At 72.6% G+C, this 20,384-nt stretch carries 23 protein-coding genes and 1 tRNA gene; 11 read left to right on the top strand and 13 right to left on the bottom strand.

What is annotated here, in order from left to right; all coding sequences use genetic code 11:
* Positions 1-33 precede the first annotated feature (33 nt).
* From ACIBJE_RS03320 to ACIBJE_RS03310, 3 genes are all read left to right on the top strand, one after another.
* Positions 34-915, top strand: a complete 882-nt coding sequence (locus ACIBJE_RS03320; protein WP_396742291.1) for a universal stress protein — start codon at positions 34-36, stop codon at positions 913-915.
* Between the two features lie 115 nt (positions 916-1,030).
* The gene (locus ACIBJE_RS03315; protein ID WP_396742289.1) at positions 1,031-1,240 is read left to right on the top strand and encodes a phosphatidylethanolamine-binding protein; all 210 of its coding nucleotides are present in this window, start codon (positions 1,031-1,033) and stop codon (positions 1,238-1,240) included.
* Positions 1,237-1,704: a hypothetical protein gene (locus tag ACIBJE_RS03310; protein WP_396742287.1), complete on the top strand. Its 468-nt coding sequence runs from the start codon at positions 1,237-1,239 to the stop codon at positions 1,702-1,704. The genes ACIBJE_RS03315 and ACIBJE_RS03310 overlap by 4 nt, the downstream gene beginning before the upstream one ends.
* On the opposite strand, the gene ACIBJE_RS03305 is transcribed toward ACIBJE_RS03310, so the two are convergent.
* Complete coding sequence (locus tag ACIBJE_RS03305) at positions 1,701-1,904, bottom strand: hypothetical protein (RefSeq protein WP_396742285.1); 204 nt, start codon at positions 1,902-1,904, stop codon at positions 1,701-1,703. The genes ACIBJE_RS03310 and ACIBJE_RS03305 overlap by 4 nt on opposite strands.
* Positions 1,905-2,048: 144 nt before the next feature.
* Between ACIBJE_RS03305 and ACIBJE_RS03300 the strand changes: the two genes are divergently transcribed.
* Positions 2,049-2,705 (top strand): hypothetical protein, encoded by a 657-nt coding sequence (locus ACIBJE_RS03300; protein WP_396742283.1) that lies wholly within the window; start codon positions 2,049-2,051, stop codon positions 2,703-2,705.
* Between the two features lie 74 nt (positions 2,706-2,779).
* Here the strand turns inward: ACIBJE_RS03300 and ACIBJE_RS03295 are convergent, their stop codons facing one another.
* The 9 genes from ACIBJE_RS03295 to fdh all read right to left on the bottom strand — a co-directional run bounded on the left by ACIBJE_RS03295 (position 2,780) and on the right by fdh (position 13,216).
* Positions 2,780-2,965 carry a hypothetical protein gene (locus ACIBJE_RS03295; RefSeq protein WP_396742281.1) on the bottom strand — a complete coding sequence of 62 codons (186 nt, stop codon included), beginning with the start codon at positions 2,963-2,965 and terminating at the stop codon, positions 2,780-2,782.
* 51 nt (positions 2,966-3,016) lie between these two features.
* Entirely contained in the window at positions 3,017-4,405 is a 1,389-nt protein-coding gene (locus tag ACIBJE_RS03290; protein ID WP_396742279.1) for a hemolysin family protein, read from the bottom strand.
* 26 nt (positions 4,406-4,431) lie between these two features.
* On the bottom strand, positions 4,432-4,629 hold the full coding sequence (locus ACIBJE_RS03285; RefSeq protein ID WP_396742277.1) for a hypothetical protein: 198 nt from the start codon (positions 4,627-4,629) through the stop codon (positions 4,432-4,434).
* A gap of 63 nt (positions 4,630-4,692) precedes the next feature.
* Positions 4,693-6,453 carry a selenocysteine-specific translation elongation factor gene (gene selB / locus ACIBJE_RS03280; protein ID WP_396743454.1) on the bottom strand — a complete coding sequence of 587 codons (1,761 nt, stop codon included), beginning with the start codon at positions 6,451-6,453 and terminating at the stop codon, positions 4,693-4,695.
* A gap of 2 nt (positions 6,454-6,455) precedes the next feature.
* Positions 6,456-7,748 (bottom strand): L-seryl-tRNA(Sec) selenium transferase, encoded by a 1,293-nt coding sequence (gene selA, locus ACIBJE_RS03275; protein ID WP_396742275.1) that lies wholly within the window; start codon positions 7,746-7,748, stop codon positions 6,456-6,458.
* A gap of 24 nt (positions 7,749-7,772) precedes the next feature.
* Positions 7,773-7,868 (bottom strand) — tRNA-Sec (locus ACIBJE_RS03270).
* A gap of 47 nt (positions 7,869-7,915) precedes the next feature.
* Complete coding sequence (gene nrfD / locus ACIBJE_RS03265; RefSeq protein ID WP_396743451.1) at positions 7,916-8,965, bottom strand: NrfD/PsrC family molybdoenzyme membrane anchor subunit; 1,050 nt, start codon at positions 8,963-8,965, stop codon at positions 7,916-7,918.
* Positions 8,966-9,015: 50 nt separating this feature from the next.
* The gene (locus ACIBJE_RS03260; RefSeq protein WP_396742273.1) at positions 9,016-9,981 is read right to left on the bottom strand and encodes a 4Fe-4S dicluster domain-containing protein; all 966 of its coding nucleotides are present in this window, start codon (positions 9,979-9,981) and stop codon (positions 9,016-9,018) included.
* The gene (gene fdh, locus ACIBJE_RS03255) at positions 9,974-13,216 is read right to left on the bottom strand and encodes a formate dehydrogenase (RefSeq protein WP_396742271.1); all 3,243 of its coding nucleotides are present in this window, start codon (positions 13,214-13,216) and stop codon (positions 9,974-9,976) included. The genes ACIBJE_RS03260 and fdh overlap by 8 nt, the downstream gene beginning before the upstream one ends.
* A 192-nt stretch (positions 13,217-13,408) precedes the next feature.
* Here fdh and ACIBJE_RS03250 point away from each other — a divergent pair, with 192 nt between their 5' ends.
* Positions 13,409-13,750, top strand: a complete 342-nt coding sequence (locus ACIBJE_RS03250; RefSeq protein ID WP_358041656.1) for a hypothetical protein — start codon at positions 13,409-13,411, stop codon at positions 13,748-13,750.
* Complete coding sequence (locus tag ACIBJE_RS03245; RefSeq protein WP_396742269.1) at positions 13,747-14,406, top strand: nucleotidyl transferase AbiEii/AbiGii toxin family protein; 660 nt, start codon at positions 13,747-13,749, stop codon at positions 14,404-14,406. The genes ACIBJE_RS03250 and ACIBJE_RS03245 overlap by 4 nt, the downstream gene beginning before the upstream one ends.
* 28 nt (positions 14,407-14,434) lie before the next feature.
* Here the strand turns inward: ACIBJE_RS03245 and ACIBJE_RS03240 are convergent, their stop codons facing one another.
* Complete coding sequence (locus ACIBJE_RS03240; protein WP_396742267.1) at positions 14,435-15,331, bottom strand: glucose 1-dehydrogenase; 897 nt, start codon at positions 15,329-15,331, stop codon at positions 14,435-14,437.
* Positions 15,332-15,372: 41 nt separating this feature from the next.
* On the bottom strand, positions 15,373-15,702 hold the full coding sequence (locus tag ACIBJE_RS03235) for a hypothetical protein (RefSeq protein WP_396742265.1): 330 nt from the start codon (positions 15,700-15,702) through the stop codon (positions 15,373-15,375).
* A 307-nt stretch (positions 15,703-16,009) separates the two neighbouring features.
* On the opposite strand from ACIBJE_RS03235, the gene ACIBJE_RS03230 reads away from it, so the two are divergent.
* The 3 genes from ACIBJE_RS03230 to ACIBJE_RS03220 all read left to right on the top strand — a co-directional run bounded on the left by ACIBJE_RS03230 (position 16,010) and on the right by ACIBJE_RS03220 (position 17,156).
* Positions 16,010-16,213 (top strand): helix-turn-helix transcriptional regulator, encoded by a 204-nt coding sequence (locus tag ACIBJE_RS03230; protein ID WP_396742263.1) that lies wholly within the window; start codon positions 16,010-16,012, stop codon positions 16,211-16,213.
* 22 nt (positions 16,214-16,235) lie between these two features.
* Entirely contained in the window at positions 16,236-16,472 is a 237-nt protein-coding gene (locus ACIBJE_RS03225) for a GntR family transcriptional regulator (RefSeq protein ID WP_396742261.1), read from the top strand.
* A 378-nt stretch (positions 16,473-16,850) separates the two neighbouring features.
* On the top strand, positions 16,851-17,156 hold the full coding sequence (locus ACIBJE_RS03220; protein ID WP_396742259.1) for a hypothetical protein: 306 nt from the start codon (positions 16,851-16,853) through the stop codon (positions 17,154-17,156).
* 86 nt (positions 17,157-17,242) lie between these two features.
* On the opposite strand, the gene ACIBJE_RS03215 is transcribed toward ACIBJE_RS03220, so the two are convergent.
* Positions 17,243-18,391 carry a geranylgeranyl reductase family protein gene (locus ACIBJE_RS03215; protein WP_396742257.1) on the bottom strand — a complete coding sequence of 383 codons (1,149 nt, stop codon included), beginning with the start codon at positions 18,389-18,391 and terminating at the stop codon, positions 17,243-17,245.
* A 135-nt stretch (positions 18,392-18,526) separates the two neighbouring features.
* Here ACIBJE_RS03215 and ACIBJE_RS03210 point away from each other — a divergent pair, with 135 nt between their 5' ends.
* Positions 18,527-18,763 carry a hypothetical protein gene (locus ACIBJE_RS03210; protein ID WP_396742255.1) on the top strand — a complete coding sequence of 79 codons (237 nt, stop codon included), beginning with the start codon at positions 18,527-18,529 and terminating at the stop codon, positions 18,761-18,763.
* 48 nt (positions 18,764-18,811) lie between these two features.
* Positions 18,812-20,275, top strand: a complete 1,464-nt coding sequence (locus ACIBJE_RS03205) for an MFS transporter (protein ID WP_396742253.1) — start codon at positions 18,812-18,814, stop codon at positions 20,273-20,275.
* Positions 20,276-20,384 lie beyond the last annotated feature (109 nt).

The following is a 20,384-nucleotide window of genomic DNA, read 5'->3' as shown; positions in this document are numbered from 1 at the left end:
GCCGGACCGGACGGCGCGGAAGGGGACACGGCGGTGAACTCGGCGGACGGCGCGGCGGTGGTGGTCGGGGTGGACGGATCACCGCAGGGACTGCGCGCGGTGCGCCTGGCCGCCGTGGAGGCCGACCGGCGAGGCCGGCCGCTGCGCGTGGTCCACGCGTTCATCTGGCCGCTGCTGCGGGTCAGCGGTGCCCCACCGGCCGGCGGGCCACCGGGCAGCGGACTGCGGCAGCAGGCCCACCGGATCGTCGGCGAGGCCGTCGACGAGGCCCGGGCGACCGTGGCGGACCTACCCGTCACCGGGGAGATCATCGACGGTGGCGCCGCCGCGGTGCTGCTCGGCGAGTCCGTCACCGCCACCGTGGTCGTCGTCGGCGACCGGGGCCTGGGCGGATTCACCTCACTGCTGGTCGGGTCGGTGGCGATCCAGGTCGCCGCGTACGCCGACTGCCCGGTGCTGGTGGTCCGGGGCGCCGACCGGACGACCGGTCCGGTGGCCGTCGGGGTGGACGGCTCCGACCTGTCCCGGCTGGCCGTGCAGGTCGCCGCCGAGCAGGCGGCATGGCGGGGCACCGGGCTGCTGGCGGTGCACGCCTACCGGCATCCGGTGTCCACCCGGCCGGGGGACATGCAGCCCCTGGTGCACGAGGAGGGGGCCCTGCGGGGCGAGGAGGAACGGGTGCTCGCCGAGTCCCTGACCGGGCTGGCCGAACGGCACCCGCAGGTGCCGGTGACCCCGCAGGTGGTCCACGCCCGGCCCGGTCCGGCGTTGACGGAGGCGTCCCGGCAGGCGCAGCTGCTGGTGGTGGGCGCGCGGGGCCGGGGTGAACTGACCGGCCTGCTGCTCGGATCGGTGAGCCAGTCGGTGCTGCACCACAGTGACTGCCCGGTGACCGTGGTCCGCGCCTCGCGCTGACGTCGCCGGGCCGGCCGTGGAGGCCGTTGCCGCCCGACCGGGCGGCATGGCCGGGGACGCGGCGGGTACACGGCGTACGCCAACGGTCACGACGACGCACAGGGAGGCGGGGGGCATGCCGGGACCACGACCGGGCAGTAACGCGTACGACAAGGAACGGGCCCGACTACGCAAGCTCGTCGAGGACTCCGGGCGGGCCGCCGACGACGAGGCCAACGAGGTCGCCAACCGGATCCTGCAGGAGGACCGGGGACAGCGGGGCATGGCGCGCGGTGAACGGACCTTCGGCCCGAAAGCCGAACGGGAACCGGGTGATCCCCGATGAGGGGCGCCGCGGTCGACGGAATGATCGCCGGCGCGGTCGGCAGCGCCGCCCTGAACATGGTCGGCTACCTCGACATGGTGGTGCGGGGCCGCCCGGCCAGCAGCACCCCCGACGAGACAGCAGGCCGGCTGGCCGGGGCCACGCACGTCGACCTGGGCGCGGGGGAACCGGCCGCCAACCGGCGCGCCGGCCTCGGTCCGCTGCTCGGCTACGGGCTGGGCGTGGGCGTCGGCGCGCTGTTCGCGGTGGCGGCCCACTGCCGCCCGGTGGCACCGCCGGTGGCCGTGGCGCTGCTCGGCGCCGGGGTGATGGCGATGTCCGACGGCACGATGACCGCCCTGCGGGTGACCGACCCCCGCGGGTGGAGCCGCACGGACTGGCTGGCCGACATCGTGCCGCACCTGGCGTACGGGGTGGCGGCCGCCGCCACCTGGTACCGGCTGCGGCCGCCCTGCCGGTGCTAGCCCCGGCGCTCGCTGTCGTCGTCGGCGACCTGCTCGCCGGCCGGCCCGTACGGTGAGGTCTGTCCGCGCGGCACCGGCCGGCCCCGGTCGCCGGTGCGGGAACCGCCGAGGGGATGCCCGGTCGCACCGGGTCCCTTGGCGTCCTGCACCGCGTCGTTACGGGCGTTGCGCCGCAACTCCGGCTGCTGTGGGTTCGACACGGCGTCTCCTTCCGGTCGGATGGTGCGCGACGGTGCGCCGCCGTGCACCGGTTACCCGGGCCCGGCGGCCCCATGCGGCATCCCGACCCGACGGATCAGCCCCGCCCGAGGGCTGATCCGTCGCGCCCCGGGTACATCCCGCCGGTGAGCGACGAACGCGCGGTGGCGCGGGCCCTGCTGCGCCGCCAACCCGACACCTACGCCGGCCAGGCCGGAATCCGGCTGACCGACCGGCCCGCCGCCCTGTACCAGCTGCTGGTGCTGGCCACCCTGCTCAGCACCCGGATCCGGGCGCAGGTGGCAGTGGCCGCCGCCCGGGAACTGTTCGCCGCCGGCTGGCGGACCCCGCAACGGATGGAGGCCGCCACCTGGCAGGACCGGGTCGACGCGTTGGGACGCGGCCACTACCGCCGCTACGACGAGCGGACCGCCACGATGCTCGGCACCGGGGCACGGCTGTGCCTGGACCGGTGGCGCGGGGACCTGCGGCGGCTGCACACCACCGCCGACGGGAACCCGGCGGCGTTACGGCGACTGCTCACCGCGTTCCCCGGGATCGGCCCCACCGGCGCGGACATCTTCCTGCGCGAGGTACAGACGGTGTGGGCGGACGTGCGGCCCTTCGCCGACCGGCGGGCCCTGGCGGGCGCGGACCGGCTCGGCCTACCCACGTCCGCGGAGGGCCTGGCGGCGCTGGTCGCCCCGGCCGACGTCGGCCGGCTCACCTCCGCGCTGGTGCGGGTGGCCCTGGGTGAGGAATCCCCCGCCGAGGTGACCCGGGCCGCCACCGACCGCCGGTGACGGCGCGGCGGCGCGCTCGACCTGAACGGCGTGACCGCCCCGGGCACGGCTCGGGACGCACCGCCGACACCGGCTTACTTGGCCGCGGAGCCGCCCGGCTTCGTCAGGTTCCACACCAGCAGCGCGGCGAGCAACGCCAGAACGATCACCCCGTTCGACACCCGCCCGGTCTCGCCCGGATCCCGTCCCGCGCTGCCGAAGTAGAGCACCACCAGTCCGGCCAGCACGGTGACGAACGTCCGTAGTCCTCGGTCCTTCACCTCACCGACAGTAAGCGGAATGACAAGCGCGAAACGGAAATAGTGGTGGGGTCACCCGTCCAGGTGGCGACGCCCGTCACCCTCCGACGGCGCACCCTCCGGCGCAACGGGCGTCACCCGCCGGGGCGCCACCCTCGACGCGCCGGCACCGCCCGAACAACCCGACGACCCCGCGCCCACCGGCCGCACCCGCACCTGCCGGACCGCCCGGTCCACCACCCGCACCACCTGAACCGTCAACCCCGGCAGACACACCGTCTCCCCCACCCCACGGGGCACATAACCCAGACCGGCCAACACCAGACCCGCCACCGTCGTGTACTCCCCCGACACCGCGAACCCCACCGGCACCCCCACGTCGGGCAGGTCATGCAACGGAAAATCACCCGGCAGCAGCAACGCCCCGTCCGGCTCCCGCACCACCGCCCGCACGTCCCGGTCCGTCTCGTCGTACAACTCGCCGACGACCTCCTCCAGCAGGTCCTCCATCGTGACGATCCCGTCGACGCCACCCCACTCGTCCACCACCAGCGCCAACCGCTCCCGCTCCACCCGCAACCGGCGCATCGCCTCCGACACCGGCACCGACCCCGGCAGCAGCAACGGCGGCCGGGCCCGACCCGCCACCGTCGGCGCACCCGCCCCCACCAGGTCCCGGATGTGCACCACCCCCACCACGTCGTCCAACCCGCCGCCCCCGACCACCGGCGACCGCGACCGGCCCGCCGCCGCCAGCCGACGCATTCCCTCCCCCGGCGACAGGCCCGCCGGCAACACCGTCACGTCACGCCGAGCCACCAGCACCTGCCGCACCGTCCGGCCCGCGATGTCGAACGCCCCGGTCAGGATCTCCCGCTGCTGCGCCGACAGGCCACGCTGGCTGACCAGCATCTCCCGCAGCTCCTCCTCGGTCATCTCCTCCCGCCGCGCCCGCGGATCACCACCCACCACCCGCACCACCGCGTCGGTGGTCACGCTCAACAACCACACCGCCGGCCGCGCCACCCACGCCGCCGCGTCCAACACCACCGCGCCCCGCAGCCCCCACCGCTCCGCCCGCTGCATCGCCAGCCGCTTCGGCGCCAACTCCCCCACCACCAGCGTGACGAACGTCAACACCACCGTCACCGCCAGCACCGCCACCGGCCCCGCCGCCTGACCGAGGAACCCCAACGGACCCACCAGTGGACGCGCCAACGACACCGCCGCCGACGCCGACGCCAGAAACCCCGCCAACGTGATACCCAACTGGACCGTCGCCAGGTACCGGTTCGGATCCCGGGCCAGCCGCGCCAGCCGCGCCCCCCGACCACCGGCCTGCGCCAGCCGCCGCAACTGGCCCTCCCGCAACGACACCAACGCCATCTCACTGCCCGCCAACGCGCCGTTGACCAGCACCAGCACCACGACCAGCGCCACCTGCCCCAGCAGACCCCCCACCCGCAAACCTCCGGTCCGCGCCGCAGTCAGTCCCGCTCCAGGTCACCCAACTCGATCGAATGGGTCATCAACCAACGCGCCAACGCCGGCATCCCGAACAGCCACACCGGCGCGGACTCCGTCGTCCCGTTCGTCGCGACGATCGCGAACCGCAGATCAGGAGCCCGGTACGCCTCGATCCGCCACCGATGCAGCCGGTCCCGCCAGACCGCCGAAGGGTCCATGCGCCCACCGTAACCACCGGCCCGACCACCCCACCCCCGGAATCGACCAACCCGCCCACCAGGTCAGCGCGACACCACCGTCCGCACATCCCCCGGCAACCGGCGGGTCACCCCCCGACTGTCCAGCAACTCCAACAACGGCACCGCCACCCGACGCGTCGTGTCCAACGCCTGCCGGGCCGCGCTCAGCGTGAACGGCTGCGGCAACCCCGCCAACACCCGCACCGCCTCCTCCACCACCCCCGGCAACAACACCACGCCGGCCGCCAACCGCAGCAACACCCCCGCCCGTACCGCCGCGCCGACCTCCCGGGGCCCCAACCCCAACTCCACCAACCGGTCCGCCTCCGGCGCCCGGAACGGCCGCGACCGCGACTCCTCCCGCAGCCGATCCACCGCCCGCACCACCGGCTCCGGCAACGCCGACACCGGCCCCGAACCGACCCGACCGGCGTGCACCCGCAGCGGAGCCCGCACCAACGCCTCCACCAACGACCGCTCCGGCAACCCCAACCGCTGCCGCAGCACCTCCACCGGCACCCCCGACTCCAGCGGATGCTCCACCGCGTACCGGGACACCTCCACCACCAGCCGCGCCCCCAACCGGGCCCAGTGCCCCTCGTCCGCCAGCCAGTCGCCCACCACCGGCACGACCGTCACCGGCGGCACCCCCATCCGGGTCAGGTCACCCGCCCGCACCAGCCCCCGCCGCCGCACCTCCCCCACCGGATCGGCCCGACCATCCAGACCGGCCAGCACCCCCGCCCGCACCGCCGCCGCGCCCCGACGCACCAACGGCGGCGGCGCCACGTCCAGCACCCTCACTCCGCCGGCCACCAGCCGCCGCCCCGGATCCCGCAGCACCGCCCGATCCCCCACCAGCAGCGGCAACGGCCGGGCCAACCGCAGCCGGGCCGTGTCCACCCCCAACGGCCGCACCCGCACCGGCACCGCCGCCGACCCCACATGCAGCATCACCGCCGCCGGCAGCCCCGCCACCGGCTCACCGGAGATCCGCACGTCCACCAGGTCGGTACGGCCGAACCCGTCCGGCGTCACCAACGCGTCCCCCCGGGCCATCCGCTCCCGCGCCACCCCCCGCAGGTTCACCGCCACCCGCGCCACCGCCGACACCTCCTCCCGGGCCACCCCCAGGCTGTGCAGGCCCCGCACCCGCACCCGCGTGCCGTCGGCGGCAACCTCCACCTCGTCACCGACCCGCAGCCGACCCGCCCGCAGCGTGCCCGTCACCACCGTGCCGCTACCCCGCACCGTGAAACACCGATCCACCCACAACCGCACCGGCCCATCGACCACCGGCGCCGGCAACCGCGCCCCCAGCCGGTCCAACGCCCCCCGCAGCTCCGGCAGACCCACCCCCGTCACCGCGCTGACCGGCACCACCTCCACCGCACCCAACGACGTACCGGCCACCTCCGCCCGGGCCCGCGCCGCCACCGGCCCCGGATCCGCCAGATCCGCCCGGGTCACCGCCACCAACCCGTACGCCACCCCGAGGGCGTCCAACGCGGCCAGGTGCTCCGCCGACTGCGGCATCCACCCCTCGTCCGCCGCCACCACCAGCAACACCGCCGGAACCGGACCCACCCCGGCCAGCATGTTCGGCACGAACCGCTCATGCCCCGGCACGTCCACGAACGCCACCGTCGCCCCCGACGGCAACGACGTCCACCCGAAACCCAGATCGATCGTCATGCCCCGGCGCCGCTCCTCGGCCCACCGGTCCGGTTCCATCCCCGTCAACGCCCGCACCAACGTCGACTTGCCGTGATCCACGTGCCCGGCAGTCGCCACCACCCACATGCTCAACCAGCCACCCGCGCCACCGCCGCGCACAGCACCTCGTCCGCCGACTCCGGCACACACCGCAGATCCAGCAGCAACCGGCCCCGCACCACCCGACCCAGCACCGGCGGGTCACCCACCCGCAACGGCTCCGCGAACCGCTCCGGCAACGCCACCGCCCACGACGGCAACTCCACCCCCGGCGCGCCGCCACCACCGACCACCGACCCGCACTCCACCACGTCGGCCGGGCACCCGCCGGCGGCCAGCCGGTCCCGCAACCGGGTCGCCCGCGCCCGCAACCGCGCCGCATCGGCCCGCAGCGCCCGCCAGGTCGGTGTCGCCGGGTCCCGCAGCGTCGCCGCCAACGCCGCCAACGTCAACTTGTCCACCCGCAACGCCCGCGCCAACGGATGCCGCCGCAGCCGCTCCACCACCTCGGCCGCGCCCAACAGCAACCCCGCCTGCGGGCCACCGAGCAGCTTGTCCCCACTGGCCGTCACCAACGCCGCCCCCGCCCGCAACGCGCCCGCCGCGTCCGGCTCCGCCGGCAACACCGGATCCGGCGCCAACAACCCCGACCCGATGTCCACCACCACCGGCACGCCCAACGGCGCCAGCCGCTCCACCGGCACCGACGCGGTGAACCCCGACACCACGAAGTTCGACGGATGCACCTTCAACACGAAACCCGTCTCCGGGCCCACCGCCGCCGCGTAGTCCGCCACCGACGTCCGATTGGTGGTGCCCACCTCCCGCAACCGCGCCCCCGTACTCACCAGCAGATCCGGCAACCGGAACCCGTCACCGATCTCCACCAGCTCACCCCGGCTGACCACGATCTCCCGGCCCGCCGCCAACGCCGTCGCCGCCAACACCAGCGCCGCCGCACCGTTGTTCACCACGTGCACCGCACCGGCCGCCGGCACCGCCGCCGCCAACGCCTCCAACGCGTCCCGGCCCCGCCGCGCCCGCCGCCCCGTCCGCAGATCCAACTCCACGTCCGTGTGCCCCGCCGCGGCCACCACCGCCTCGACCGCCGACACACCCAACGCCGCCCGGCCAAGGTTCGTGTGCAACACCACCCCGGTCGCGTTCACCACCTGCCGCGGCAACCCCGCCGGCAACGACGCCACCGCCACCGCCGGCACCTCCTCCGGGCCGATCTCCCCGGCCCGCGCCCGCCGCTGCGCCCCGACCACCGCCGCCTTGACCCGGTCCCGGCCCCACACCCCGACCGCCGCAGCCACCCGGGGATCCGCCAACACCACATCCGTACGCGGCACCCGCCGCCGCGGATCAACCGCCCCCACACCCACCACCCGCCCTGTGAAAGCTGGCGGAGACGGACGGGAATCGAACCCGCCTGACCCGGATCCCGGGCCACACCGGTTTTGAAGACCGGGAGGGGCACCAGCCACCTGAACGCCTCCACCCGGCACTAAACCACAACCCCCGGCCGCCCACGCGGCAAGGTCGCCTACCGGCCCCCCACCCGCCGATCCAACCGCTGCCGCTGCGGCACCACCGTGTACTTCGGATCCCGCGCCGACGCCACCCCACCATGGAAGATCCCGAACCGCGTCGCCACCGACGCCGCCAGCAACGCCACCCCCGACACCGCCGACACCACCCGACTCCGCCGGCCCACCAGCGCCCCCACCACCCCGGCCGCCGTCAACACCCGCCCCGCCCGCAACAACCGGCCCGCCAACCCCACCCGGTACGGCTCACTCAACAACCCCAACCGCGTCTCCACCCGGTGCGCACCGACCAACTCCATCGCCGCACCCGCCACCGCCATCCGCCGCGCCGGCCCCGCCTCACCCACCGGCGCCGCCAACAACCCCACCCCCGCGCCACTGGCCAACGCACTCCCCGCGAACACCACCGGCAGCTCCGGCCACGCCTCATGCCACGACGGCACCGCCGTGTTCGCCAACAACACCCCCGTGTACGTCGCCAACGCCGGCGCCGTCACCGCCGCCACCCACCCGGCACCCCGCCCCACCGGCGGCAACACCCGACGCGCCAAACCCGGCACACCACGGCCCGGCAACCACGGCGCGGCCTCCGCCACCGCCGCCACCCCCGCCGCCGGCCCGAACACCGCCAAAATCCACGTCCCCACCGACATCGGCGACGTCACCTTCACCACCCGCAACATGTGATGGAACCGCGCCGGCCGACCCAAGTCATGAACCAGGAACACGGTGCTCGCCCCCACCGCACCCAACGCCACCAGCCGACCCGCCCGCCGCAACACCGGCCGACCCGTCACCTGGCCCCCCACCGCCAGCAACGACGACCCCGCCGCCAACCCCCCGGTGAACAGATACGCCGGAATGTCCCACCGCCACACCGGAGCCTTCACCACCGGCCGCCCGTAGTACGAGGTGAACTCCACCGGCGGCACCGCCAACTCCTCACCACCCCGACGACGCCCCGCCGGCACCGCGCCGACGCCCTCCACGCCCGCCGCCCGCTCCCGGAACCGACGGAACAACGCACCCACCGGCCGCCCGTCCACCCCACCCCCGAACGCCCCGGAGCGCCCGTCACCGCCCCGGCCGACCCCGGTCACGACGAACGCCCCAGGAACGCCGCCACCGCCGCAGCCGCCATCGCCAACGCCGCCACCCCCGCCCGCCGCCACATCCGCGGCAGATCCCGCGTCGTCACCACCGGATCCGGCGGCAACCCGTACACCTCCGGCTCATCCAGCAACAGGAAGAACGCACCGTCACCACCCACCCCGTCGTCCGGATCGGCACCGTACAACCGCGCCTCCGCCACCCCCCGCTCGTGCAGCACCCCCACCCGCGCCGCCGCCCGCTCCCGCAACTCCGCCAACGGCCCGTACTGGATCGACTCCGTCGGACACGCCTGCGCACACGCCGGCGTCGCCCCCGCACCGATCCGGTCGTAACACAACGTGCACTTCCACGCCCGACCATCACCCCGACGCTGATCGATCACCCCGTACGGACACGCCGGCACGCAGTACCCGCACCCGTTGCAGATGTCCTCCTGCACCACCACCGTCCCGAACTCCGTCCGGAACAACGACCCCGTCGGACACACGTCCAGACACGCCGCATGCGTGCAGTGCTTACACACGTCCGACATCATCAACCAGCGGAAATCCGACCGGACCCCACCACCGGCCCGCCCCGGCGGCTGCGAACCCGGCATCCCCAGGAACTGCGGGCCACCCGCCGACCCGTGCCCCGCCGACACCGAACCCGACGACCCCCCGTGCGGCCCAGCCGGAAGACCCGCACCGCCCACCCGCCCCGGCTGCTCCACGAACGCCACATGCCGCCACGAATTCGCCGTCAACGCCCCCGTGTTGTCGTACGACATGCCCAACAGGTCCAGGCCCGACCCCGGCACCCCGTTCCACTCCTTGCAGGCCACCTCACACGCCTTACACCCGATACACACACTCGTGTCGGTGAAGAAACCCATCCGCGGCGGGGCATCCGTCCAACCCGCATCCGGCGCCGGATCCACCGGCCCGAACAGGCTGTTCCCGTCAACCATCACACTCCCCGCCCGCCGCCTCCACCGGCAACCCCGCCCGCCGCCGGTACTCCTCCACCAGGCCCCGCAACGCCGCACCCCTCGGCCGCCGCCCCGCCCGCACGTCACACGTACCGACCTTGCTCTCCTGGATCAACACATTCGGATCCAACGTGATCCCGAACAGATCGTTCGCCGAATCACCCGTCACCAGACCCTCCGACCCGAAGTGGTACGGCAACCACACCTGGTGCACCACCCGGCCCTCCACCCGCAACGGCGTCAACCGGTCCGTCACCAACACCCGCGCCTCGATCACCGCCCGACCCGAGACCAGATGCGCCCACCCCAGATGCGCCAACCCCCGCTCGGCCGCCAACTCCGGCGACACCTCCACGAACATCTCCGGCTGCAACTCCGCCAACGGCCCCACCGTCCGGCTCATCCCACCCGCCGTGTGATGCTCCGTCAACCGGCTCACCGTGAACACGTACGGGAACACCTCGGAATGCGCCTGCGGCGGCGACGGATTCACCGAATTCACCCAGTGCCCGTACACCTTCCGCGTCGGATTCGCCTGCTGCCCGTACAGCGGATTCCGCACCGGCGACTCCGCCGGCTCGAAATGCGTCGGCAACGGCCCGTCCAACACCCCACTCGGCGCGTACAACCAGCCCTTACCGTCACCCTGCATCACGAACGCGTCGTCACCCGCGATCCCCGCCGGCCCACTCGCCCCCTCCGGCGGCCGATACGACGGCGGCTTCGTCCGCTCGAAGTCCGGCACGTCGTAACCCGTCCACTCCCCCGCGTCCGCGTCCCACCACACGTACCGCTTCCGCTCACTCCACGGCCGGCCCTCCGGATCCGCCGAAGCCCGGTTGTACAACGTCCGCCGATTCGCCGGCCACGCCCAACCCCACTCCGCCGCCACCCAGTCCTGCTCGTGCCGCGACCGACGCCGCGCCGCCTGGTTCACCCCGTCCGCGAACACCCCGCTGTAGATCCAGCACCCGACCGCCGTCGACCCGTCGGCAGCCGCCTCCGCGAACGACGACAACGGACGACCCGAACCCACCTCGAAACCGTTGATCTCCCGCAGCACCGCCTCCGCGATCGGCTCCGCGTCCGGGCCGTGCGTCGGATAGTCCCAGGTCAAATCCAGCAACGCCCGGTCCCGGGGCAACGTCGAGGCGGCCAACTTCTCCCGCAGCCGCAACCCCAGGTGATAGAAGAACCACAACTCCGACCGGCAGTCACCCGGCGGATCCACCGCCTTCTCCCGCCACTGCAACAACCGCTGCGTCTGGGTGAACGTGCCCTCCTTCTCCACGTGCGACGCCGCCGGCAGGAAGAACACCTCCGTCCGGCACTCCTCCGGCACGATCTCCCCGGTCTCCACCTCCGGAGAGTTCCGCCAGAACGTCGCACTCTCGATCATGAACAGGTCCCGGACCACCAACCAGTCCAGGTTCGCCATCCCCAACCGCTGCGCCCGACCGTGCGCCGACCCCACCGCCGGATTCTGACCCAACAGGAAGTACCCCTTCACCTTCCCGTCGATCATGTTCAACACCTGCTGGTACGTCCCATGATCACCGGTCAGGCGCGGCAGGTACCCGTAACAGAAGTCGTTCTCCGGCGTCGCCGCGTCCCCCCAGTACGCCTTCAACAGACTCGCCGCGTACGCCCGCGCGTTACCCCAGAACCCCTTCTGCCCCGGATGCGCGATACTCCCCACCCAGTCGTCGAACGTCACGTGCGCGTCATGCCTCGGCATCGGCAGATAACCCGGCAACAGATTGAACAACGTCGGAATGTCCGTCGACCCCTGGATACTCGCGTGCCCCCGCAACGCCAGCACCCCACCACCCGGACGACCCACGTTCCCCAGCAACAACTGGATGATCGCCCCGGTCCGGATGTACTGCACACCCACGCTGTGCTGCGTCCACCCCACCGAATAGATCAGACACCCGGTCCGCTCCCGACCCGAGTTCTCCGTCCACGCCCGCGCCAACTCCAGGAACTTCTCCTGCGGAACACCGCAGACCCGCTCCACCATCTCCGGCGTGTACCGCGCGAAGTGCCGCTTCAGGATCTGGTACACACAGCGCGGATGCCGCAACGTCTCGTCCCGCCGTGTCCGGCCGTCCACCGGCGCGCCGTGCGACTCGTGTTCCAACCCCGCCGCGCTGTCCCGCTCCCGCGCGGTGTGCCCCGCACCCGAGTCCCGCTCGTGCCCGGCGTACTGCCAACTGTCCTGGACGTACGCGCCGGTCTCCGGATCGAACCCGGAGAAGAACCCGTCACCGTCCTCGGCGTCGACGAAGTCCTCGCTCACGATCGTCGCCGCGTTGGTGTACGCCAACACGTACTCCCGGAAATCCAGCTCGTTCTCCAGGATGTACCGCACCACCCCGCCGAGCAGCGCGATGTCCGTCCCCGCCCGGATCGGCAGGTACGTGTCCGCGAGCGCACTGGTCCGGGTGAACCGGGGATCGACGTGGAACACCCGGGCACCGCGCCGCTTCGCCTCCATCACCCACTGGAACCCCACCGGGTGGGCCTCGGCCATGTTCGAGCCCTGGATGACGATGACGTCAGCGTTGGCGACGTCCTGCTGGAAGTCCGTCGCACCACCGCGACCGAAGCTGGCCCCCAGACCGGGGACGGTGGCGGAGTGTCAAATGCGCGCCTGGTTCTCGATCTGGAGCGCCCCCAACGCGGTGAACAACTTCTTGATGAGGTAGTTCTCCTCGTTGTCCAGCGTCGCCCCGCCCAGGCTGGAGATGCCCAGCGTCCGGTTCAGCGGACGTCCCTCGGCGTCGGCATCCTCCCAGGTGGCGTCCCGCGCGGCGAGGATCCGGTCGGCGATCATGTCCAGGGCGGTGTCGAGCTCCAGGTCCTCCCACTCCGTGGCGTACGGACGCCGGTACCGGACCTTGGTCTGCCGTAGCGGACTGGTCACCAGGGACCTGCTGGCCGACCCCTTCGGGCACAACCGCCCCCGTGAGATGGGGCTGTCCGGGTCACCCTCGATCTGGGTCACCTGCTCGTCCTTGACGAACACCCGCTGGCCGCACCCCACCGCACAGTACGGACACACCGACCGGGCCACCCGGTCGGCGGACTCGGTGCGCGGGGTGAGCGCCCGCGAACGGTCGGACTGCGCGGCGGCTCCCCGACCGAGTGGGTCGGTGCCGGTGAGCTGCCGGTACACCGGCCAGCCCGCGAGGAAGGTCCGCAGTCCCACCGACCGCCACCTCCCCTCGCCGCGTCTCTCTGCTGACCCTAGGCCAACCCGGCGGCGGGTGCGAGTGGGTGCGGAACGGTTTGCTCCGTGTGGGCGACCGCGCGACGGCTAAGGCATCCTAGGAAGATAGGTAACAGCTGGATCCGCTGCCGGTTGGCACGCGTCGCCGGAAACGGGAGTTACCCTGACTGCATGCAGGGCCTCTCCCCCACCTCGGCCGGCGTGGCGTTCCTGGCCCGCCCGGGGCGTCCGGCCGTGGTCGCGCGTACCCTCGCCGAGCTGACCGGCCCGAGTCACGGCCTGGTCGAACTGCCGCTCCGGTTGATGTGGAACACCGAGCGCACCTTCGACCTCGGCGACCCGGACGACCTGCTCTGGATGTACGAGAACGTCCTGCGCGAGACCACTCGCTGCGAAGACCTGCGGCAGCTCATCAACGGCCGGACGCTCCGGCTGGTCTGGCGCCGGCTGAACCTCCCCCGGGGCGTCCGACAGGCGTGGGAGAGCCGGCACCGCTGTCTGCGTACCGCGTGAGCACCACCCACCTGAACGAGTTCTACCGCGAGGTCGCCCGGGTGGCCCTCTCCGCGGCCGGGCCGCACCGGTTCGTGCTCGGCGGCGGGGTCGCCTGGGCGGCACACGGGCTGGTCACGCGGCCGACCGAGGACGTCGACCTGTTCGCCGACGTCGAGGGCGCGGCGGGCGCGGCGGCGGCGGAGGTGCGCGCCGCGCTGGAGCGGGCCGGCTTCGCGGTGGCCGACGCCGACCCGGACAGCGAGTTGGCCGACCTGTTCGCCGGGTTCGACCAGGACATGAAGGACTTCGTGGTCACCCGGGACGGGCGGCAGCTCCGGCTGACCCTGGCCCGCCTCGACCGGTACCGCAGTCCCGTGGTCATGGACCTGGGGCCGGTGATGGACGTCCGTGATCTGGTGGCGAGCAAGACGGCGGCGTTGGTCAACCGCCGGGAGGTACGCGACTACATCGACGTCGCCGCCGCGCTGGACCACTACCCGGTGGCGGAGTTGCTGGAGTTGGCCCGGCAGCTCGACCCGGCCCTGGACCCGGAGGACGTGACCGCCGCCGGCCGTTACCTGGACCGGCTGCCCGAGCGGCGGTTCGCCCGGTACGGGTTGGACGCCGACCAGGTCCGCCGGCTGCGGGAACGCCTCGCCGGGTGGCCGCGCTGAACCCGCCCGGCCACCCGGCTACGTACCGTCAGCTGATGGGCTTGCCGCCGGTGACGCCGAGCACCTCGCCGGTGATGAAGCTCGACTCCTGCGAGGCGAAGAAGACGTACGCCGGGGCCAGCTCCGCCGGCTGCCCGGCCCGGCCCATCGGGGTGTCCTCGCCGAAGGACTCGACCTTCTCCTCCGGCATGGTGGCCGGGATCAGCGGGGTCCAGACCGGGCCGGGCGCCACCGCGTTGACCCGGATCCCCTGCTCGGCGAGGTCCTCGGCGAGTGCCTTGGTGAAGTTGGCGATCCCCGCCTTGGTCGTCGCGTAGTCCAGCAGCTGCGGCGACGGCTGGTACGCCTGGATCGACGACGTGTTGATGATCGCCCCGCCCTCCGGGATGTGTGGTACGGCGGCCTTGCAGAGCCAGAACATCGCGTACAGGTTCGTCTTGAGCACCCGGTCGAACTGCTCGCTGCTGATCCCGGCGATGCCCTTGTCCTGCGCCATCTGGTAGGCGGCGTTGTTCACCAGGATGTCGAGACCACCGAGGTCGGACAGCGCCCGGTCGACCAGCGACTGGCAGGCCGCCTCGTCGGTGATGTCACCCCGGACGGCGATGCCGCGCCGGCCGGCCTCCTCGACCAGCCGGACCGTGTCGCGGGCGTCCGCGTCCTCCTCCTCGCCGAGGTAGGAGATGAGCACGTCGGCACCCTCCCGGGCGAAGGCGATGGCGACCGCCCGGCCGATACCCGAGTCACCGCCGGTGATCAGCGCCCGCTTGCCCTCCAGCCGGCCACTCCCCCGGTACGACTCCTCGCCGTGGTCGGGCTTCGGTCGCATCTCGCCCGTCGTGCCCGGCGGGGACTGCTGCTGCTCGGGCTGGCCCTGCGCGTACTGCTGGGTCGGGTCCTGCTGGGTGTACTGGTTCTCGCTCACTGCCGTCTCCTCGCGCTCACCGGGCGGGTCCTGTTCTGCCCCTACCCGGCGGCGGCGTCCGGAAACAGCGGGCGTGTCCCGACTCCTGCCGAGCGATGTGAGGCCGGTTCCGCGCTGGCGGGACCGGTCACCCGCACCACGTCGCCGCCGGACATGGGGCTCCAGAAGGTCTCCACGGTCGCGAGGGACTCGCACCAGATGATCTCGCGGCTCTCGGGACGGCCCCGCACCATGAGCACCCGCCCGTCGGGGAGCACCACGATCCAGCCGAGCACCCCGTCCGCCGGTGCCGGGTCGTCGGCGGTCCGGTACAAGGCGAAGACCTCGGGTACGGCGGGAAGCACGACCGTGTCCCGTCCGTCATCCACCATTGCGACCCCCGTATCCGCCTCGACGCTGGTTGAGCCGCCGTGGAACCGCACATGTGGGTCTTGCTGCCATCGCGCCAGTGCGGTCGCCTCCGGACCCCGGTGGGTCGCCGGGCGGAGCCATCGTCCCGATCCGGTAGCGCCTCTCACCCGCCCCGCTCCGACGGACGACGTTCAGGAACCACTTCGCCACGCTCACTGCCACCTCCCACGGGTTGCGTTCTGTCAACCATACATGCCATACCTCATGTGCAGTAGCCGAAAAGCGGTAGGCCACATGTAACCTGGTCGTGAAAATAGTGTGTAGCACGTGGACTTGCAGTTGATGGGGGCGGCAGAGATCCAGGAACGCCTGGGCATCTCCCGGCAGCGGACCTACATCCTGATCTCCCGGAGAGACTTCCCCGCTCCTGTTGCCACGCTGAAGATGGGCAACGTCTGGTTGAAGGACGACGTGGAGGCGTGGATCTCCGCCAAACGCCCCCACCTTCAGGAGACAACGGAGGAAGCCTGACCGAGGCCGGTTTGCTCGCTCCATGCCGTACGCACAGCCGCTCTGGAGATCGATCCGGGATGATCTTCGTGGCAAGATCCGGGCGGGCGTCCACCCTCCAGGGAGCAAGCTTCCCGCAGTACGCCTCCTGGCCGAGCAGTACGACACCTCCCACGTCACCGTCCGACGCGCACTGGACACGATGATCGAGTTGGGTGAGCTGGTCGGGCGGCAGGGCATCGGGATCTTCGTCGCCGAGCAGAGCACCGACGGGCGATAGGTCAGCCGACACGGACCGGGTCCGGTCAGCGGAGAGCCGGTCCAGCAGGGCGAACATGGCCCCGCACCGGGCTCCGTGAACCTTGCGGTGCAGCCATGATCGCCAACTGCCACTGCCTTGGCGACGCCGTAAATCATCATCAGATGGCACGTTCGTGCAAGCATCAGCAGGGAGCGAGCGTTCACGGAATCGTCGGAAGTGAGTGGGACAGTGAGCAGCGGGGAAGCCGGCTGGCGCCCGTACCCGGGCGCCTACCGCGCTCCCACGGATCTTCCCCAGGTCGAACCCGGTCGCGTCGTTGGCCTGGGGGCCACCTGCGATCTCAGAAGGGCGTACCCCGAAGATGCGTGCACCCGCAGCTTCATCGTCAGTGAGTTCGTGAGGCTGGAGGACGGCCGGCACGTACTCCTGCACGCGGAACGTGGTTTCACTGTCACCGCCAGATCCACCGCCGCCCCCGGCAACGGCGCTGTTCCGCTCCACGAGACTCAGGGCAGCCTCACCCAGCAGGTTCTGATCGTCGTGCTTCCCGACGACGAGGAGTCCGGGGAGGACCATCCCTGGTCGTGGCTGGCCGAACTGGCCCAGGCTCGCGGCCTGGAGGTGACCGCGGACGACCTGCGCGGGCTTCCGTACGAAGTGGTCTTCACCGACGCCGTGTCCCGCTGGCTCACTCCCGGCTGAGGCCCGGCCGGGGTCACTGAGCGGGTCACGGGTGCTGCCGATAGTTCCTGGACCAGAACAACTCCAGCGTCCACCGACGACAGCCGTCAGCCCACCCGGGCCGGGGTCCGGGCGGTCGGAAGCCGGTCCAGCAGGGCCAGCCCGGCCCGCACCGGTGCCCGGTTCAGGGTCTCGTCGAAGCTGGCCCGGCCCTGGCAGAAGCGGACGAACATCCCCCAGCCGGGCGGGGTGGCCAGCAGCGCGTGGAACACCTCCGGACGGCGGGCGAAGACGTCCAGCAGCCGGTGGCCGGCGCGCATCGACGGCACCAGGTCGGCGTGCACCGCGCGGACGTACCCGTCGAGGTCTCCGGCGGCCACCGCCGCGCCGGCCAGCGCGCCGGAGCGCAGGGCGTAGCTGATGCCCTCGCGGCTCCAGGGTTCCAGCAGGCCGGCGGCGTCCCCGGCGACCAGCACCCGGCCTCGCCGCAGTGGGGCGTCGTCGGCGCGGCAGCGGGTCAGGTGGCCCGAGTCGTGTGCCGGTTCCACCCCGGTCAGGCCGAGCCGCTCGACGAACGACCGCAGGTAGGCGCGGGTCCGCTCCCCCTCACCCCGGGCGGCGATGACACCGACGGTCAGGCGGTCGCCCTTCGGGAACACCCAGGCGTACGACCCGGGGATCGGCCCCCAGTCGAGCAGGACCCGGCCTCGCCAGCGTTCCTGCTCCACGGGCGGCACCGGCAGTTCCCGTTCCAACCCCAGGTCGACCTGGCGGTATTCGACGCCGACGTGTCGGGCGGTGACGCCGGAGGACCCGTCCGCACCGACCGCGTACCGGGCGGTGATCGTGTCCCCGTCGGCCAGCCGCAGGCGGACCACGTCCGGGTCCTGCTCCACGGCGCGCACCGGCGCGCGTTCCCGCACCTCGGCACCGGCGTCGGTCGCGGCCTGGCGCAGCCGCAGGTCGAACTCCTCCCGGCGGACCATCGTCACCAGCGGTGCGGCATGTCGGCGGGTGAACTCGCGCCGGCCGTCGCGGGTGAAGGTGACCCGGTCGACCCGGTCGTCGGCGGGCACGTCGATCCGGTCGGTGACGGCCGTGAGGGAGGTGCCGATCAGGCCGCCACCGCAGGTCTTGTAGCGGGGGTGGGCGGCCCGCTCGACGACGAGGGTCCGCAGGCCGGCGCGGGCGGCGGCGTACGCGGCGGAGAGCCCGGCCGGGCCGGCTCCGATGACAGCACAGTCCCAGACGGTCACGCCAGGCAGCCTAGGGCACGGCCGGCCCGGATCCGGTGGAGGAACCGCCCGGACGGGTGGGCATCGTCGCCGGTGAGGCGGGTAACCGGCGCTGGGCACACCGCCCCGCCGGGGCGGCGGTCGAAGGAGGACGTCATGCAGCAGGTCCCGCTCTCGGAGCTGGAGGAACGGGTCTACCGGGCGGTCTACGCCCTGGAGACGCGGGGACAGGTGCCGTATCCGGCGGTCATCGCCGAGGAGTCCGGACTGACCGAGGAGGAGATCGTCGCACCGTTGCGGATGCTGTCGGAGAAGAACCTGCTGCATCGGGAGGACTCGCCGATGGCCGGGCTGGACTTCGGGCCCCGCTGGTGCGCGCGGCAGATGGCGTGACCTGTCCGAACGCTGTTTGCACAGGCCGGTGCCGGGTAGCGGTCGAGGTTGCATGATCAATCCTCGTCGGGGCCCGGCGTGAACCGGCCGGCGACGCCGCAACGCGGCGAGGAACGCCGCCGGTGGCAGGCGCTCGCGGTCGGACTGGTCGCGGCGTTCATGACCCTGCTCGACGTCAGCATCGTCAACGTCGCCGTCCCGTCGATCGACCGGACGCTCGGCGCGAGCCCCAGCGACCTCCAGTGGGTCCTTTCCGGGTACGCGCTGACGTTCGGGTTGGTCCTGGTGCCGGCGGGGCGGCTCGGGGACGCCCGGGGCCGACGCAACGCGTTCGTCGTCGGCATCGCGCTGTTCACCCTGACCAGTGCGCTGGCCGGGTTCGCCACCTCACCGACGTGGCTGATCGTGGCCCGGTTGTTGCAGGGAGCCGCCGCAGGGCTGGTCAACCCGCAGGTCACCGGGCTGATCCAGGAGCTGTTCCACGGTCCCGAGCGGGGCCGGCCGTTCGGCCTGCTCGGCGCGACGATCGGGATCTCCACCGCGATCGGCCCCCTACTGGGCGGGGTGCTCATCGCCGTCGGCGGCGAGGATCACGGCTGGCGGTGGGTGTTCTTCGTCAACGTGCCGGTGGGGATCGCCGCGGTGGTGCTGGGCTGGCGGCTGCTGCCGGCACCCGTGCGACGGGAGGGCACGGGGGTACGGCGGCTCGACCCGGTGGGCGTCGGACTACTCGGTGTCGGGGTGGTGCTGGTGCTGCTGCCGCTGGTGCAGCGGGAACAGTGGCACGGTCTGAGCCGGTGGCTGCTCGTGGTCGCCGGGCTCGCCACCCTGGGCGCGTTCGGGTTCTGGGAACGGTGGTACGCCCAGCGCGGCGAGCCCCTGTTCGACCTGGGGTTGTTCCGGCTGCGCTCGTACACCCTCGGGTCGGTGATCGCCCTGGTCTACTTCGGCGGCTTCACGGCGCTGTTCTTCGTCTTCACGCTCTTCCTGCAGAACGGGCTCGGCTACTCCGCGCTGCTGGCCGGTCTGGCGATCACGCCGTTCGCGTTGGGGTCGGCCGCCGCGTCCGCGTTCGGCGGCCGGGTCGTCAACCGGTACGGACGACCACTGGTCACGGTCGGCCTGCTCGTCGTCGTCGTCGGGCTGGGCGCGGTGGTGCTCGCCCTGCGGTTCCTGCCGGACGTCCCGGCTCCCCTGGCGACGGCGCTGCCGTTGCTGGTCGCCGGGATCGGCAGCGGACTGGTGATCACACCGAACCAGACCCTCACCCTCGCCGAGGTGCCGGTACGGGAAGCGGGCAGCGCCGCCGGCATGCTCCAGACCGGGCAGCGGATCGGCGCGGCGGCCGGCATCGCCGCCGTCGGCGCGGTGTTCTTCTCCTCCCTGACCGACACCGACGGAGACTGGTCGGTGGCGTTCCGGGACTCGCTTCTGCTCGCCGTCGGCGTCATCTCCCTGGCCCTTGTCGCCGCCCTGCTCGACGTGCACCGACACCGCCGGACCCGACGCTGACCTCGGGTGGAGACGCGTGTGGGCCGGCACCCCGGTTGGGGGTGCCGGCCCACACGTGTGATCAGGGTCAGCTGTTCCAGTGCTCGGCGACCAGGTCGGCGGCCTGCTT

This window comes from Micromonospora sp. NPDC050187, from assembly GCF_044459745.1.
GTDB lineage: Bacteria > Actinomycetota > Actinomycetes > Mycobacteriales > Micromonosporaceae > Micromonospora.
This window is presented reverse-complemented; position numbering and strand designations above follow the sequence as displayed.

Bases quoted from the DNA above. Each gene is read 5' to 3' on its own strand.
- ACIBJE_RS03315 (WP_396742289.1), top strand. From the start codon at position 1,031: ATGCCGGGACCACGACCGGGCAGTAACGCGTACGACAAGGAACGGGCC.
- ACIBJE_RS03310 (WP_396742287.1), top strand. From the start codon at position 1,237: ATGAGGGGCGCCGCGGTCGACGGAATGATCGCCGGCGCGGTCGGCAGC.
- ACIBJE_RS03285 (WP_396742277.1), bottom strand. From the start codon at position 4,629: ATGGACCCTTCGGCGGTCTGGCGGGACCGGCTGCATCGGTGGCGGATC.
- selB (WP_396743454.1), bottom strand. From the start codon at position 6,453: ATGTGGGTGGTGGCGACTGCCGGGCACGTGGATCACGGCAAGTCGACG.
- ACIBJE_RS03260 (WP_396742273.1), bottom strand. From the start codon at position 9,981: ATGGTTGACGGGAACAGCCTGTTCGGGCCGGTGGATCCGGCGCCGGAT.
- ACIBJE_RS03250 (WP_358041656.1), top strand. From the start codon at position 13,409: ATGCAGGGCCTCTCCCCCACCTCGGCCGGCGTGGCGTTCCTGGCCCGC.
- ACIBJE_RS03235 (WP_396742265.1), bottom strand. From the start codon at position 15,702: ATGGTGGATGACGGACGGGACACGGTCGTGCTTCCCGCCGTACCCGAG.
- ACIBJE_RS03225 (WP_396742261.1), top strand. From the start codon at position 16,236: ATGCCGTACGCACAGCCGCTCTGGAGATCGATCCGGGATGATCTTCGT.
- ACIBJE_RS03210 (WP_396742255.1), top strand. From the start codon at position 18,527: ATGCAGCAGGTCCCGCTCTCGGAGCTGGAGGAACGGGTCTACCGGGCG.